Origin of the sequence: Muribacter muris, assembly GCF_004569585.1 — a bacterium.
Classification (GTDB): Bacteria; Pseudomonadota; Gammaproteobacteria; order Enterobacterales; family Pasteurellaceae; genus Muribacter; species Muribacter muris.
On sequence record NZ_SPPA01000004.1, the window covers coordinates 1 to 16,408 of the forward strand.

Here is a 16,408-nt window from a genome sequence, read left to right on the forward strand (position 1 = left end):
TTAATTCACCATTGCCATATTTTAGAAACGGGTAATGAATCTTATCGATTTAAACATCGTAATTAAGAAATAATAAAAGTGGATCACTTTTAAAGGATCTTTGTGGTTCAATTTTGGAAGATCATTGACAGTTAAACCTAGCGAACCGCGTTCTACAAATCCGTTTTTCGCTACAAGTGCTACTTCCGAACGGAGTCTCGCTACGCTGTCCGCCTGAGCTTTCGGCAGACTTAAAAATTGCTTACGACGGGCAATCGGTGCTGCTTCCTTTGTCTTATAGGGAAAGGCTTCGTCTATTGCTGCAAGCAGATCATTTGCCATTTGTTGAAGTTTTTGCAGTTGCTGATATTGCTGGCTCGTCATTGTCTCGGTAGTCTGTGTCTCATACTCAAATTGACCGATTTTTACCTGTTTGGCTTCCCCTATTTGAAGCCGAACAACCGCCTGCATAAAGGCTTGCTCAAACTCGCTTTCGTCTGCCAAACCTCTGTTTTGATTTTCAAATGTGTTCATTTCTTTCTCCTTAGGGAGTTTAAACTCTGTTTAAATCAGGCTTTAGCCTTTGCTTTGTGTGAGTTTGGCAACACCTCGTTGAAAGGCTTTTTCAAACTCGCTTAATTCTTCGTGGTCGATTTCTACCTCCTCCTGTACTACCCGAAGGGCATTGCGATCTTCAATCACTTTGTCTATCAACACGGTTCGCACTTTTTCTTCAATCGGCGGTGGTACGTCCACTTGTGGTTGTAGGCTTGCCAGTTCGTGAGCGTCTAGCATTTCAAGATTTTCGGCTTGTTTCTTAGCGTTTTTCACTACCTGTTTACGCAATCTGTCTTGCTCGCGTGCCGCACGGGTATCGCCAAACCCTTTCGCTTCCCGGCAAACCGCTTCGGCTAGGAATTTTCCTTCAAGGTCGTACACATAGACGCTGCCGTGTAGATTGTCCGGGTCGAACCTTGCCACCACCTTTTGGGCTTTAATGCCTATCAAACTTTCTGCCCAGTAGGTGTTGGTTAAACCGTAGAGCTTGCCCGCCGCTTTCAGTGAAAATTCACCGTTGCGTTTAATGCTGACCGTCTCGGCTTGTAAAAACAGTAACCGTAACTGTTCGGGGCTTGCCTGCTTGATATTGGTTGGGGCGTAATCCCGTTCCCAGACTTTGTCAAAACTCAAGGTTTTATCGTGTTGGCACAGCTCTGTTTTGCGGTCGGTTTGGGAGTTATATTCTGCTACCCCTGCCGCTAAGGCTTGCAGGAACACCGCATAATCCGCACCGTCCTTGCCGCCGTTGTAGTTGTCCGGCTTTTCCAACACATTTTTACCCGTATAAAAGCCGCTCAATTCGGGGCGTTTATCCACCTTTTCGCCAATCCCGCCCCACCCAAAGGCACGTTCAACGGGTTTCGCTTGTCCGTGTCCCTCACCGTATAAAATGCTGGTGAAATGCACCTCAATCCCCAAAATCGGCATAATCCCTTTTGGATCTAATTCGTTGTGTTTAAACCGATAGCGGTTCTCAATACCCCCTGTCATCGCTTTATTCGCCGCCGCACGGGTGTTGTCTAAAGTAATCGTGCAGGGAATGCCGTACTGATAAATCACATCCATTAAAGCGTGGCGGATACTGTCGGTGTTTTCCGAAATCGCGGTACGGTAGCCCAAGATTTTTCGGGTACGCACATCTTGCCAAAACCACGTTTTCGGGCGGACAATCTCGCCCGTATGCCATTTCACAAAGACATTGTGCTGATAACCGTCGCCGTTGATCCACTCACCCGCCATCAAGTCTTTCACGGTACGTTGTAAAGACGGCACTAATTTTGCTACCGCATTTGCCCCCTCTCTTTTCAACAGGATCACTTCGTAAGGGACTTCTTCCACAATACGGCGTTGAAAGGTTTGGAAACTGGCAATTTTCCAGCCGTAATGCTTCGCTATCTCTGCCGTTCGGCGATAACTGGCACGCAAATCGGGCTTTTCAGGGCGGAGATAGTCCGCTAAAAAACAATCCCACGCTTCTTGTTCAATAAAGGCTTTGCGGCTTGGTTTTTTCCCCTTGCCCGATTCGCCAATCAGAACGGCTTGCCAGTCGTGGACAGGGTGATCTTTCACCTTGTAGTACCAATTTTTTAACGACCCCGCCGAGATATTGTTTGCTTTCGCCACATTATTGAGCGCTGTCATCAGTGGAAAATCTTGGTCAAGGCACTGTTTAATCTGTAAGCAAACTTCCACTTTAACTTTTGCTTTATCCCGTGCTTTATCGCTTGCCTCGTTGAGCTTACGAGCCAACTCAAAATTCGGTTTTTGTTCGGGCATTTCACCAATCGGGACAATTTCCAATGCAGAACGTAACCGGATCGCTTGTTGGGTTTCAGGGGGGAGACTGTGGAGGTGGTATTCAAACACATTTCCTCGTACACCTGCTTTTCTACGCCGTTCCCAGTTTTCTTGTTTTGCTCGAAAATTAATACCTTGTGTTGTTTTTGGCATCGTAGGCAGACCTAATAAATCTTGAGTTGTTATCCACATAAGCGGCTCTCCCGTTCCGCATAGCGCGATGCCCAAATTTCTTGAGGAGGTACACCAATAGCATCAGCAATGATCCTTTCTCCTTTGGGATAACTTACTCGTAATGCATTTTTTAATGTAGAAGGGGCTAACCCTGACTTCACAGAAAGTGATTGCAATGTGATATTTCGTTCGTGAAGCTCATACACAATGCGTTTTCTGCTCCAATCTTTTTTCTGCATAAATCTCTCCCTGCATTTAATTTAAACTTACTTTAGGTTAAACTTTAGGTGTAAATCCTTAGTGTTACCCTTGTTTTCGTTTAGATTTTAATTTAAACATTAAGTGAAAGTCAAATACTTTCTTTTAAAATTTTTGGAGAAGTTTTTATTTTTCTTTTAAGTGTTTGATTTACAAAGGTTTACTCTAAAACAAAGTTAAAATAAACAAACTTTCTTTTAAGGAGTTTTAAATGAAAGAATGGGTCTTAGTAAAAGATTTGGTTGGTGTTGGTGGATTAGCTGGTACGCCACAAGGTGTTGCACAAAGAGCTAAGAAAGAAAACTGGCAAAGAAGAAGAGTTGCAGGTGTAAAAGGCAACGTATTTGAATATTATGTGGGGGATATGCCTGAAAGTGTGCGACAAGCATTGGGCTTCACTGCAGTACATTTTTCCGAACCACCTCACGATTACGTTATTCACACGCGGTCAGGGGGCGAATTAGGGCTTGATATTAAGGCGGGTAAAATGAACAGGCAAGAACTGGAACAAGCCCTTAGAATGATTGAGCAAGCCTTGGGGCTTATGCCTGCGCAAAGCCAACCACAGAAATCAGAAATAGATAAATTAAATAATCACGAGAAAGATCTAATTCGCTATTACCGAAAAAGTTCTGATGATGGCAGAATTGCAATAATGAATTTGGCTGAAACTATGGCGGGTTTAAATCGTGAAAAAGAGACTTTGGAGCCATTTGAGGCTTATAAGGTAGCCTAATAGCTTTGAGCAATACCAATCTGAGGGGCTGATTTTCCATAAAAAGCCCCTTAGGTGTAGGATAATTTCGATAATAGGGAGGAATGTCAAAGATTGTCAATATCAGTCAATCTGTTTGATTGCCCTTTAAACAGCAGGGCATTTAAAGACAATTTAAACAGCCTTAAACTCCACCGATAAATTTCTTAGTTTTAGTGGTGCATTCCGCTGATTTCACCAAAATTTTCGCAATTCATTATTTTTGCTTTTTCTTTGATATAATAGTGGAATAGTGGGGCTTTCTTCACGAAGCCCCACACACCAAAGGTTCTGTTCCACTTATTCCCGCAAAATTCAACCAAATCCCTATCTCTTTTTTATTTCTTAGTTTTAGTGGTTTTTAACAGCGGTGAATTGCGTAAATTTCTTGAAGTAATCATTCTTTTTTGGGCAAAAAATGATAAACTCACTACATTTATGATTTTCACTTTTGCGAAGGACATTTGATCTATGCCTCTAGGTATTCTGCCTCCCCGTGAGTTTGCGGCGATTGATCTCGGCTCGAACAGTTTTCATATGATTGTTGCCCGTATTGTAAACGGGTCTATTCAAATTTTATCCCGTATTAAACGGCGTGTCCGTTTGGCAGAAGGGCTAGACGATAACCACGTGTTAAGTCAAGAGGCGATTGATCGGGGTGTAGCGTGTTTGGGGCTATTTGCTAAACGGCTGCAAGGTTTTTCCGCAGATAATGTCAAAGTAGTCGGCACTTACACCTTACGGCGAGCGGTGAATAATCAAGCGTTTTTGGCGCAGGCGGCGAAAGTGTTTCCGTATCCGATCGAAATTATCACCGGTCAAGAAGAAGCGCGCCTGATTTATTCCGGCGTAAGCCATACCCAGCCGGAGCGAGGGCGTAAACTCGTGATTGACATCGGCGGCGGTTCAACAGAAATGAGTATCGGCGATGAATTTACGCCGCTACGGGCGGAAAGTCGTCATATGGGCTGCGTCAGTTTCGCGAAACGTTTTTTTCCCAACGGACAATTAACTGAAGCACATTTTGATGCGGCTTATCAATCTGCAATGGAAAAAATCGAGGATCTTGGTTGGGAATATCGGGAGTTAGGCTGGCAACACGTATTGGGGTCGTCCGGTACGATTAAAACCGTGAGCAAAGTGCTGATGGAAAACGGTTATCGTGATGGGCTGATTACCGAGGGTCGCTTGCAGGATCTTGTTGAGCGTTGTTTAACCTTTCGCTCACTCAAGGCAATTCAATTAAAGGGGCTACTGGAAGAGAGGGCTGATGTATTAGTACCGGGCATTGCCATTCTCTTAGCCCTGTTTCGCACCTTCCAAATTCAATCAATGCGCTATTCTGACGGGGCATTGCGTGAAGGGGTAATGTACGGGCTGGAGCAACGTTTTCAGGTCGGCGATATTCGACAACGCACGGCAGAAGCGCTTGCCAAGCAGTTTAATATCGATCAGCAACAGGCAAACCGTGTGCGAGAAACGGCATTAAAATTATTTGCACAAGTGAAAACGTGGAAGAATAAAACACAGATCAACGAGTTGCGTTCAATGCTAAAATGGGCAAGTTTGTTGCACGAAGTCGGCATCAGCATCAACCATAACGGCGTGCATCGCCATTCCGCCTACATCATTGTAAACCGTGATCTGCCGGGCTTTGATACCGAGCAGCAGAATTTGTTGGCGAATTTAATGCGTTTTCATCTGAAGAATTTTAAACGTAGCGATTTAAGGGGCACAAGCCGTTTTCATCACCGTGATATCCTGACACTACTACGCCTCTTTCGGTTAGCGGTGTTGCTCAACCGTTCCCGCCAAGCAACCGTTGCGGCGAACCAGCTATCACTTTCTATTGAGGATAAAGTGTGGCAACTACAATTTGAGCCGGATTTTTTAAGTCAAAATCCGCTGGTTTTGGCGGATTTGGATGAAGAAGCGCAATATCTGCAGCCGCTTGGTCTGACGCTGAATGTGAGCTGACAAGCGGTCAGATGGCGGCATTGATTTGCAAAACACTCGGCGGCTAAATGTGAGCCGAGTGTTTCCCCATTAAAAATTTGATCTACCTCGCATTTTTTTATTTTGCCCCTTGTTATTCTTCCCATAACTCGATACTCTACGGAGTATATCTTCTTTTATTCTGTTTGTTACGGAGCGATTTGCTCAATAAACTCACCCCTTTATTTTTGGAGATGTTATGTTACTAGGTGATTTATCTCGTGCGGACTACGCAAACTCACTTCCCCCTGTTTTTGCCAGATTATGCGCTCGACTGAAAACGCTCGATCTGCCTAATTTACCGTTAGGTTGGCAGGATTTGGAAGCAGGTATCCGAATGAATGTGATGACCTTTGAAACTTCAGCGGCGGAAGGCAAGCAAGCGGAAATGCACCGTAAATTTATTGATATTCAGTTGTTGATCGAAGGTGAAGAGATGATTGAGTATGGGTTGAGTCAGCCGAATTTGTCATTGTATGACGACTATCGTGAAGAAGATGACTACCAATTAACGCCGGCGATCGAAAATAAAAATGAAGTGATTTTAAAACCGAATATGTTTGCGATTTTTTTACCCTTTGAGCCGCATAAACCGGGTAATGCGGTTGTTACCCATCAAACAATTAAGAAATTGGTCGTCAAAGTGCCGGTTGAATTACTAGGGGGAGCATAATGCCGGCACACGGAAAAATTTTAGACACCATAGGCGCACTACAAAATAGTCTGACTAAAACGGAAAAGAAAATCGCCAGTGCGATTTTATCTCAACCGGGCTTGTTGAACCAATGCTCGTTATCCGAAGTCGCGCATCAACTTGATGTGGGCGAGGCAACCTTTATCCGCTTTTGCCGCACGCTCGGTTTTAAAGGCTACACCGATTTTAAATTGGATCTGGCGATTGAGCTGGCAACCCAAGACAAAGAAAGTGGCACACTACTGGATACCGATGTGGCGGAAACGGATTCCCCGAAAGAGATTGCGGTGAAATTACAAACCACATTAGCAAATGTTATTGCCGAAACGGTGAATTTACTCGATTATCCGGTATTGGAAAAAGTAGTCGAAGAGCTGCGTAAAGCCAATCGCATTTTTCTCTTTGGGGTCGGTTCATCGGGGCTGACAGCCGAAGATGCCAAACACAAATTAATGCGAATTGGGCTACAAACCGATGCGGTAACCAATAACCATTTTATGTATATGCAGGCGGCATTGCTAAAAAAAGGCGATGTAGTCATCGGCATCAGCCATTCCGGTCATTCTGAAGAAACAACCAAAGCCTTGCGCATTGCCCGTGATAATAAAGCAACAACAGTGGCGATTACCCATAATTTACGCTCGCCAATTACCGAAGTGGCTCACTATGTGCTGATTAACGGCAACCGTCAAGGCAATATGCAGGGCGACTCTATCGGGACGAAAATGGCGCAACTGTTTGTTTTGGATCTCATCTATACTTTGTTGGTCAAAGCTGATCCGGACAAAGCAATACGGCAAAAGCAAAAAACGCTCAATGTCATTTTGGAACAGCGAATTAAATAACCAAGTAAGCGGTCGGATTGACAGATTTTTTTGTAAAACCGATCGCTTGCCTTCATTCATCAACTCAAGGAAAACAAAATGAAAAATCTCAAAGGTATTTTCAGTGCGTTGCTCGTTTCATTTAATGAAGACGGCACGATCAACGAAAAAGGTTTACGCCAAATTATCCGCCACAATATCGATAAGATGAAAGTGGACGGCTTATATGTTGGCGGCTCAACGGGAGAAAACTTTATGCTTTCAACCGAAGAGAAAAAGGAGATCTTCCGCATTGCGAAAGATGAAGCGAAAGACCAAGTGGCGTTGATCGCACAAGTCGGCAGCGTGAATTTAAAAGAAGCGGTAGAGTTAGGTAAATACGCAACGGCATTAGGCTACGACAGCTTATCGGCGGTTACTCCGTTCTACTATAAGTTCAGCTTCCCTGAAATCAAAAACTTCTACGAAACAATTATCCGTGAAACCGGCAGCCCAATGATTGTGTATTCTATCCCGTTCTTAACCGGCGTGAATATCGGGGTGAGCCAATTTGCCGAATTGTTTGAAAATCCGAAAATTATCGGGGTGAAATTTACGGCAGGCGATTTCTATCTCTTAGAACGTTTACGCAAAGCTTTCCCAAGTCACTTAATTTACGCCGGTTTTGACGAAATGATGCTACCGGCGGCTGTATTGGGTATTGACGGTGCAATCGGTAGCACATTCAATGTGAACGGTTTGCGGGCAAGACAAATTTTCGAGTTAGCCCAACAAGGTAAAATTAAAGAAGCCTTTGAAATTCAAAATGTTACCAATGATTTGATTGAAGGCATTTTAGCAAACGGCTTGTATCAAACCATCAAAGGATTACTTGAATGTGAAGGCGTAGAAGCGGGCTATTGCCGTGAGCCGATGACCAAATCGCTCTCTGACGAACAAAAAGCCGTTGTCAAAACTTTAAAAGCGAAATATCTTTCGTAATTATTGATTACTCCCCGCTCCCACCGAAATCACCTTACAAATGGCGTGTTTCGGTGGTTTTTTTATGACATTTTAGTAGTTATATGCTCAAATATAGGGGGATATCTCCCATCTATAATAAAATGTGGTAATGTTTACAACAATAATTGCTGTATTGATATTTGAGAAGATAAGGCAGTTTTTTTAGAATAGATATTTATGTGTAATAAAAAAGCGAGTACTGGTACTCGCTTTTTACTACGGTTGGGGAGATTACCAGTGTACGCGTAAACCTACACCGAATGCGTTGTCTTTAACTGAGCTAAGTTTTTGACCTGCATTATTATATGTTTTGGTTTCTTGGATACGACCTTCAATAAAGGTGAATACATTTTTATGGACTTTGTATTCTGTACCTAACATAAAGCGGTGTGAACGTTCTTTTTCAATTGTGGTACCTGATTCTTTTGTTTTACCGTTTAAGTAAACATAGTTACCATATACTGCAACTGCCGGAGTTACTTGGTATTTAGCACCGGTATGTAAACCGTGAGTGAATTTTCTGTTTGCACCTTCTTTATCATTTTCGAAACCGTAGTCCGCTGCAAGAGTTAAGCTATCAATGGTATAGCTTCCACCAACCATTCCAGCATCACGGTAGTGTTTAGTGCTTGTTTCTGTTGCGTAGTTATCACGAGTATAACCTGCTGCAACTTTTGCGGATTGACCTTGAGCTACATCAAATCCGTAAGTAACACCTGCACCATAGCCTGATTTTAATTTGCCAACAACAACTTCACCGTCTTTACGATCTTCAGCAAAACGGTAGTCAACACCAACTTGTAAGCCTTCAATACCTTTGTAGTCATAACGTACAACAGATTTACCTGAAGTTGTTAATGGCGTTTTAGTAACACCGTAGGTATTATCGAAACCTGCTTGTGAGATATCATCACCGATAGTTACTTGGCGACCGAAAGATACTTCACCGAATTGTTTGCTGCCTAAACCAACATAAGCACGGTGAGCATAAACATCACCAAATTCATCGGTTGTTTTTGAATTGCTTGAGAAACGTAACTCTAAACGACCGAATGCAAATAAATCGTCAGATAAGTCGTGTTTTACACGCACACCGAAACGTGAACCGTCATTTTTTAAGTTAGTATGGTTGCGTGCTTTTTCAGTTTCGTTACCATTTCCATCTTTAGTTCTTGAGCCAGAGTTATCTAACAATAGGCGGAGAGAACCGTCCACATCAACTTTAGTGCCTTCGTTTTCATACACAGTTACCGCTGATGCTGACGCTGCGAATGCTGTTACTGCTAATGCTACAAGTGTTTTTTTCATAGTGTTCACCTTAAATTTTATTTAAAGTCAAAATTACTCCCGTTAAGGTATAGAAGTAATTCTCCAAATCCGTTGCTTAATCTGACTAAAACCAAGCAACACCGATTGCGTGTGCATATTGTCAGAAAGCAAAATTTATGTCAATAGAATAGGTGGTGTTTGAATGATTTAGTTATTTTTCAATGTGTTATGTGTATTTAGGTCTGTAAAGTACATAGAGAATGTTGAAAATTAGTTAATGCAAAAAAGTGGCGGATTGTTATTAACCCATTGATTATAATTGGAAAGTTTCAATCAAACTGAAAATAGGCTCTATCCTTCAAATTTGTGAAGTAGATCACAAAATGAGAAAAATATTTGAACTTTTTTTCATCACCAAATGGTTTATGGGGATTTTCCTGCTGTTTCTAGGTGCTAAGGGATTTTGATTGACGAGTTTATGCCTGCTACATTAGTATTCCGTGCTATGGTTTTCTTATTTATCTATTGGAATGAAAACATTTCTTGATACGATTGAGCAACAGTTTGCAGCATTTTTACCCTATTCTAATTATAGGGTGAGTGTGCCGGAAGCACTTTTTGAGCGTTCACAGGGAGAGATGAGAGAGTTTGTTGCTGAGTTACAAGAAACTGCTAAGCGACTGGTTCAACAGCGTGATTCTCTTTATGCCGAGCTTTATGCGAAACGGTTAATTTTGCAGTTTGATGCGTTACAAAAAGCGTTAGATAAATTGCAGGCAGCAGATCAAGATAAACCGTTCCAATCGTCTTATCGTTTTGCCCGAAATATTCATCAGCTTCCCGTTGAAAAACGGTTGATGGAGTATAAGAAAGCCTTACGAGCATTGAATGAAAAATTGAGCTGGCTGACCGAGCAGAGTTATCAATGTAACGATGAGGCACAAAGACAGGACTATATCGCACAAATTCAGGAAACAGAGTACCGTAAGCAGAAATGCTTGCAGGCAATTGAGGCATTAGAATAAACAAAGGGCGGATTTTACCGCCCTGTTTGATAGTTAATTACCGGAAATCTTTAATTTTTCCAATAAAATTGAACCGGTTTGAATATTGGAACGATGTTCAACGTCATCGGCAACGGCGACTAAATTATTAAACATATCTTGGAGTTGGCCGGCAATCGTGATTTCGGCAACGGGATATTGGATTTCGCCGTTTTCGACCCAAAATCCTGCAGCCCCTCGAGAGTATTCTCCCGTTACCCCATTTATAGCGCTACCGAGCATTTCGGTAACGAGTAGTCCTGTCCCCATTTCGCGAAGTAAGCTATTCAGACCGCCTGAATGGTTCGGCTTCACCAACCAGTTATGAATACCGCCGGCGTGGCCTGTTGTCTGCATTCCCAGTTTTCTCGCACTGTATGAGGTGAGCAGATAGGTTTGCAAGATCCCGTTTTGAATAATTTGTTGATCTCGGGTGTAAACGCCTTCGCTATCGAAGGGCGAGGAAGCAAGTTGGCGGGCGAGGTGAGGACGTTCGATTATCTCAAACCAGCTCGGCAAAATTTGCTCGCCGAGTTTATCTTGCAAAAAGCTTGCTTTACGATATAACGCACCACCGCTGATGGCACCGGCTAAATGTCCGATTAAACCGGTAGCGATGTCGTTATAAAAAATAACCGGCACTTCGCAGGTGGCCAGTTTTTGGGGATTAAGCCGCTCTACCGCTTTTTGGGCGGCTTGCTTGCCGACCCATTCCGGTGAGGCAAGGCAGTCAAATTCACGGGAAATGGTGTATTCGTAGTCCCGTTCAAGCTGATCTTGATAGGCGGAGATGATACTGCAAGAGAGGGAATAGCGGCTGGATAGATAGCTTTGTAGCATTCCGTGGGTATTGCCGTAAACACGGATACCGCTGTGAGAGTTGAACGTTGCTCCATCGCTGTTGACAATTCGCTCATCGCTTGCCAAAGCGTGATGCTCTGTTTCAGCGGCGAGTTCAACGGCTTGGTCAACCTCAATCTCTGCATGGTGATAAAGCGCTAAATCCGGCGGATTAAACGCCATTAGGGCTTCATCGGCAAGTCCGCTACATTCGTCCTCAGAAGTATATTTTGCAATCGCAAGGGCGGATTCGACCGCTTGTTGAATGGATTGGGGCTGTAAGTCGGAAGTGGACGCATTACCTTTACGCTTACCCAGATAAACCGAGATACCGAGCGAACCGTCATTGTTAAACTCAATATTTTCCGTCTGCTCTAAACGGGTAGAAACGGATAATCCCGCGACTTTGGTAACGCCGACTTCGGCGGTTGCTCCTGCTTTTTGGGCATAGTCGAGCGCAATTTCCACCGCATTGCGCAGTTGTTGCTCTTGCTGTTGAAGTTCTGTTTGACTGATTAACGCCATTTTTCTTCCTTTTGGTCGTGTACAGGCGGTTGGTTGAGGGGAAAATCTTGCAAAAAATCTCGGCTAACCGACCGCTTGATAATGAAATTCCGCTCATTTTACCTTAATTTTCTGCTAAACTAGCCACAATTTTTTGAATGAAGGATACAGAATGGCGAGAAAGCAACGTAATGAGATTGATTGGACGGATGATGAGGAAGAGATCATTTGGGTCAGCAAAAGTGAGATTAAACGAGATGCGGAGCAGCTTAAAAAGCTGGGCGAAAGTTTGATTGGGCTGAATGCGGTGAATTTAGCGAAAATGCCGCTGCAAGAGAATATCCGAGAGGCGATTGAGCTGGCGCAGCGGTTAAGATTAGAGGCGCGCCGCCGCCAAATTCAATATATCGGCAAGTTATTGCGGAGCGTTGATCCTGAGCCTATTCAAGAAGCGTTGGATAAGGTCGAAAACCGTCATAATCAGCAACAGGCATTGTTTCATAAACTTGAATTGGTACGGGATCAATTAGTCGCGCAAGGCGATGAGGCATTAAGTGCGTTGATTGAGGAATATCCGACGTTGGATCGTCAGCATTTGCGTCAGCTAATTCGGGCGGCACAAAAAGAAAAACAAGCCAATAAACCTCCTAAAAATTACCGTGAAATTTTTCAATATTTAAAATCAATGATTGTGGAGCAGTAGGAAACTCAATGGAAACTCTCTTTTATTTGCATATTGGTTTGGCGTATGTCAGCCTGATGTTATTATTGTTGCGTGGGGTATTGTCGGCAAGAAAGGTTGAATGGCGACAATATAAATTGTTAAAAATTGCACCGCACATTGTCGATACCTTTTTATTTGCAACGGGGATCGGGATTTTCGTGTGGTTTGGGTTGGAACTGCAAGCGTGGATGTTTGCCAAACTCTTTTTCTTGGTAATGTATATTCTGTTTGCCGCTAAAGCCTTTAAGAAAAACCAACCTTTTTCGCTCAAGCATTTCATCTTAGCGGTGGTGAGCTTTATGATGATAATGCTGGTCGCTACCGTAAAATAGCTAAAAAATCCGCAGAACGCTGCGGATTTTTTTATGTTCAAACAGTCTTAATCTGCCTTTACTTATATGAATGCAAACGTGGTAGAAATCACACTAGCGTCCGCAGGTAAAGCATAGCGAAACGATATGCCGTCATAACGGACGCAAGCATTGTATCCCTACGATTTTTGAGGAAAATCGTTTGCCTAACAATAGGGCAGGTTTATTTGGCTAAAACCGTTTTTAAGGCACTGCCGATATCGGCAAGGCTACGCACGGTTTTTACACCTGCAGCTTCAAGGGCGGCAAATTTTTCGTCTGCCGTGCCTTTGCCGCCGCTGATGATTGCACCTGCGTGTCCCATACGTTTGCCTTTTGGTGCGGTAACGCCGGCAATATAACTAACGACTGGTTTGGTTACGTACTCTTTAATAAAGGCTGCCGCTTCTTCCTCTGCCGAACCACCGATTTCGCCGATCATCACGATAGCTTCTGTTTCCGGATCATCTTGGAACAGCTTGAGAATATCAATGAAGTTTGAGCCCGGAATCGGGTCGCCGCCGATACCGACACAAGTCGATTGTCCAAAACCTTCATCGGTGGTTTGCTTAACCGCTTCATAAGTGAGCGTACCGGAGCGAGAGACAATCCCGATTTTCCCTTTCTGGTGAATATGCCCCGGCATAATACCGATTTTACATTCATCAGGGGTAATCACACCCGGGCAGTTCGGCCCGATCATTCGCACACCCGTTTGATTGAGGCGTTGTTTGACTTGCAACATATCAAGGGTTGGAATGCCTTCGGTGATACAAATCACAAGCTCAATACCGGCGTCAATGGCTTCTAAAATTGCATCTTTACAGCCGGGGGCGGGTACATAGATTACCGTTGCCGTTGCACCGGTCGCTTCGACCGCTTCACGCACGGTATTGAAGACCGGTAAGCCTAAATGCGTCGTGCCGCCTTTACCCGGCGATACGCCGCCGACTAATTGCGTGCCGTATGCGAGTGCTTGTTCTGAGTGGAATGTGCCTTGTCCGCCGGTAAAACCTTGGCAGATTACTTTTGTGTCTTTGTTGATTAAAATCGCCATTGTTTCCCCCTATTGATTAGCAGCGGCTTTCACGGCAAGTTGTGCCGCATCGGTTAATGTGGTTGCGGCAATGATATTTAAACCGCTATTTGCAAGGATTTCACGGCCTAACGGTGCGTTGTTTCCTTCTAAACGTACCACGACCGGCACGCTAACGCCCACTTCATTGACGGCTGCAATGATACCCTCTGCGATTAAATCACAACGCACAATCCCGCCGAAAATATTGACCAATACCGCTTTCACTGCTTTGTCGGATAAGATGATTTTGAAGGCCTCTGCAACACGCTCTTTGGTTGCGCCGCCGCCGACATCGAGGAAGTTTGCCGGCTGACCGCCGTGTAGTTTCACAATATCCATCGTGCCCATTGCTAGACCTGCACCGTTTACCATACAGCCGATATCGCCTTCAAGGGCAACATAGTTGAGCTGGTGGGATTCGGCAAGGGCTTCACGCGGGTCGTCTTGGCTCGGATCTTGCATCGCTACTAAGGCAGGCTGGCGATAGAGTGCATTGCTATCGACAACGATTTTGGCATCTAAGCAGAGAAGATTGCCTTCTTTGGTGGTAACAAGCGGGTTTACCTCAAGTAATGCGAGATCTTTTTCAACGAACATTTTCGCCATTTGCACGAAAATATGGGCAAATTGTTTGATTTGATCACCTTTTAAGCCGAGCTTAAACGCTAATTCACGCCCTTGGTACGGCATTCCGCCGACTAACGGATCGATCGCCATTTTGTGCAATAAATGTGGGGTTTTCTCCGCCACTTCTTCGATATTCACGCCGCCTTCGGTTGAAACCATAAAGACAACCCGTTGCGACGCACGATCTAACACTGCGCCTAAATAAAGCTCACGATCAATATTCGAGCCTTCTTCAATATAAATAGTATTGACCGGCTGACCGTTGGCATCGGTTTGGAAGGTAACCAAACGTTTACCGAGCCATTGCTCGGCAAAGGCTTTCGCTTCGGCTTCGTTTTTAACTAATTTCACTCCGCCGGCTTTGCCCCGTCCACCTGCGTGTACTTGGCATTTCGCCACCCACAAGTCGCCGCCGAGTTTTTTGACGGCTTCGCCCGCTTCGGCAGCAGTTTGGCAAGGAATCCCTTGGCTCACAGGTAATTTGTATTCAGCAAAAATTTGCTTACTTTGGTATTCGTGTAAATTCATAGTGTTTCCTTTGTTTTATGATAAAGGCTTTATAATTCGGTTTGGTAAGCGGTGCGTACCGCTGCGAGATTTGCAAAAAATCTCAAATAACAGACCGCTTGCACAAACAAGCGGTCTTTTGGATTAAATTTCCAGTAATAAGCGTGTCGGATCTTCCAATAAATCTTTAATTGCGACTAAGAAGCCGACCGATTCACGTCCGTCAATTAAGCGGTGATCGTAGCTGAGTGCCAGATACATCATCGGGCGGATCACCACTTCACCGTTAATCGCAACCGGGCGATCTTTGATGGCGTGCATCCCTAAAATCGCACTTTGTGGCGGGTTGATGATCGGGGTGGACATCAATGAACCGAATACGCCACCGTTGGTAATGGTAAAGTTACCGCCGGTTAAGTCTTCTACGGTTAATTTGCCGTCCCGTCCTTTTTCCGCTAAGGCTTTAATGGATTTTTCAATTTCTGCCATACTGAGTTTGTCGCAATCACGCAAGACCGGCGTAACCAGACCGCGCGGGGTAGAAACGGCGATACTCACATCAAAATAGTTATGGTAAACCACATCATCGCCGTCAATAGAGGCATTGACTTCCGGATAGCGTTTGAGGGCTTCCACGACAGCCTTAATGTAGAAAGACATAAAACCTAGACGCACGCCGTGTTGTTTTTCAAATTTTTCGCCGTATTGTTTACGCAGGGTCATAATCGGCTGCATATCCACTTCGTTGAAAGTGGTGAGCATTGCGGTGGTGTTTTTGGCTTCAAGCAGACGTTCGGCAATACGTTTACGCAAGCGGGTCATTGGCACGCGTTTTTCGCTACGGGCAGCGTAGGCAACGGTGCTGACGGTATTTTCCGCTTTTTCCGCCACTTTAGCGGTACGTTTGGCGAGTGCCGCTTCCACATCTTCACGGGTAATTCTGCCGCCTACGCCCGTGCCTTTAATCTCTTCGGCGTTGAGATCGTGCTCGGCAAGTAAGCGGCGGATCGCCGGACTTTGCGATTCGGCATCGCTGTGATCGTGTTCAATCGCAGCGGATTTACGATCTGCCGGCGTTGCTTCATTTGCTTGCGTTAGGGTAGCAGGGCTGACATCACCCGCTTGTGCGGTGGATAAAATGCCCAGCACTTGTTTGCTGATAACGGTTGCACCTTCGTCTTGTGCAATTTCGCTGATCACGCCATCGCTGGTTGCAGGGACTTCTAATACCACTTTGTCCGTTTCAATTTCAACGATGACCTCATCACGTTTAACGCTGTCGCCCACTTTTTTATGCCAAGTGGCAACCGTTGCGTCAGCCACCGATTCAGGGAGATCCGGAACAAGAATTTCGATAGTCATAATAGGTTTCCTTTTAATCTTCGTTCACCAATCGGGACACACGGGGTGTGTCCGCTGTTTTACAAA

Annotated in this window: 16 protein-coding genes; 8 read left to right on the forward strand and 8 right to left on the reverse strand. The window is 44.5% G+C overall.

The window, feature by feature from the left end:
* Positions 1-21 precede the first annotated feature (21 nt).
* Genes E4T80_RS02400 through E4T80_RS02410 form a run of 3 tightly spaced genes read right to left on the reverse strand, consistent with a single transcriptional unit; the run spans position 22 to position 2,750 of the window.
* Positions 22-513, reverse strand: coding sequence for a hypothetical protein (locus E4T80_RS02400; protein ID WP_135054615.1), 492 nt, complete (start codon positions 511-513; stop codon positions 22-24).
* A gap of 42 nt (positions 514-555) precedes the next feature.
* Entirely contained in the window at positions 556-2,490 is a 1,935-nt protein-coding gene (locus E4T80_RS02405; RefSeq protein ID WP_233437158.1) for a transposase domain-containing protein, read from the reverse strand.
* 29 nt (positions 2,491-2,519) lie between these two features.
* Positions 2,520-2,750, reverse strand: a complete 231-nt coding sequence (locus E4T80_RS02410) for a helix-turn-helix domain-containing protein (protein ID WP_135054619.1) — start codon at positions 2,748-2,750, stop codon at positions 2,520-2,522.
* Positions 2,751-2,980: 230 nt separating this feature from the next.
* Here E4T80_RS02410 and E4T80_RS02415 point away from each other — a divergent pair, with 230 nt between their 5' ends.
* The 5 genes from E4T80_RS02415 (at position 2,981) to nanA (ending at position 8,017) form a co-directional block, all read left to right on the forward strand.
* Entirely contained in the window at positions 2,981-3,505 is a 525-nt protein-coding gene (locus tag E4T80_RS02415) for a DNA-binding protein (RefSeq protein WP_135054621.1), read from the forward strand.
* A gap of 489 nt (positions 3,506-3,994) precedes the next feature.
* Positions 3,995-5,500 (forward strand): exopolyphosphatase, encoded by a 1,506-nt coding sequence (gene ppx / locus E4T80_RS02420; protein ID WP_135054623.1) that lies wholly within the window; start codon positions 3,995-3,997, stop codon positions 5,498-5,500.
* A gap of 217 nt (positions 5,501-5,717) precedes the next feature.
* The gene (nanQ, locus tag E4T80_RS02425) at positions 5,718-6,191 is read left to right on the forward strand and encodes an N-acetylneuraminate anomerase (RefSeq protein WP_135054625.1); all 474 of its coding nucleotides are present in this window, start codon (positions 5,718-5,720) and stop codon (positions 6,189-6,191) included.
* Complete coding sequence (locus tag E4T80_RS02430; RefSeq protein ID WP_135054627.1) at positions 6,191-7,057, forward strand: MurR/RpiR family transcriptional regulator; 867 nt, start codon at positions 6,191-6,193, stop codon at positions 7,055-7,057. Before nanQ ends, E4T80_RS02430 begins: the two co-directional genes overlap by 1 nt.
* 78 nt (positions 7,058-7,135) lie before the next feature.
* Complete coding sequence (gene nanA / locus E4T80_RS02435; protein ID WP_135054629.1) at positions 7,136-8,017, forward strand: N-acetylneuraminate lyase; 882 nt, start codon at positions 7,136-7,138, stop codon at positions 8,015-8,017.
* A 252-nt stretch (positions 8,018-8,269) separates the two neighbouring features.
* On the opposite strand, the gene E4T80_RS02440 is transcribed toward nanA, so the two are convergent.
* Positions 8,270-9,346 (reverse strand): porin, encoded by a 1,077-nt coding sequence (locus E4T80_RS02440; RefSeq protein ID WP_135054631.1) that lies wholly within the window; start codon positions 9,344-9,346, stop codon positions 8,270-8,272.
* 491 nt (positions 9,347-9,837) lie between these two features.
* Between E4T80_RS02440 and priC the strand changes: the two genes are divergently transcribed.
* Entirely contained in the window at positions 9,838-10,332 is a 495-nt protein-coding gene (gene priC / locus E4T80_RS02445; protein ID WP_135054633.1) for a primosomal replication protein PriC, read from the forward strand.
* A gap of 33 nt (positions 10,333-10,365) precedes the next feature.
* Here the strand turns inward: priC and pmbA are convergent, their stop codons facing one another.
* Entirely contained in the window at positions 10,366-11,715 is a 1,350-nt protein-coding gene (gene pmbA, locus E4T80_RS02450) for a metalloprotease PmbA (protein ID WP_135054635.1), read from the reverse strand.
* 151 nt (positions 11,716-11,866) lie between these two features.
* Between pmbA and yjgA the strand changes: the two genes are divergently transcribed.
* Both yjgA and E4T80_RS02460 read left to right on the forward strand, forming a co-directional pair.
* Positions 11,867-12,397: a ribosome biogenesis factor YjgA gene (gene yjgA / locus E4T80_RS02455; RefSeq protein ID WP_135054637.1), complete on the forward strand. Its 531-nt coding sequence runs from the start codon at positions 11,867-11,869 to the stop codon at positions 12,395-12,397.
* 8 nt (positions 12,398-12,405) lie between these two features.
* A complete protein-coding gene (locus E4T80_RS02460) occupies positions 12,406-12,750 on the forward strand; it encodes a SirB2 family protein (RefSeq protein ID WP_135054640.1) in 345 nt (114 codons plus the stop codon).
* A 202-nt stretch (positions 12,751-12,952) separates the two neighbouring features.
* Here the strand turns inward: E4T80_RS02460 and sucD are convergent, their stop codons facing one another.
* From sucD to odhB, 3 genes are all read right to left on the reverse strand, one after another.
* Positions 12,953-13,825, reverse strand: a complete 873-nt coding sequence (gene sucD / locus E4T80_RS02465; RefSeq protein WP_135054642.1) for a succinate--CoA ligase subunit alpha — start codon at positions 13,823-13,825, stop codon at positions 12,953-12,955.
* A gap of 9 nt (positions 13,826-13,834) precedes the next feature.
* Positions 13,835-15,001: an ADP-forming succinate--CoA ligase subunit beta gene (sucC, locus tag E4T80_RS02470; protein ID WP_047977842.1), complete on the reverse strand. Its 1,167-nt coding sequence runs from the start codon at positions 14,999-15,001 to the stop codon at positions 13,835-13,837.
* A gap of 123 nt (positions 15,002-15,124) precedes the next feature.
* Entirely contained in the window at positions 15,125-16,342 is a 1,218-nt protein-coding gene (gene odhB / locus E4T80_RS02475) for a 2-oxoglutarate dehydrogenase complex dihydrolipoyllysine-residue succinyltransferase (protein ID WP_135054644.1), read from the reverse strand.
* Positions 16,343-16,408 lie beyond the last annotated feature (66 nt).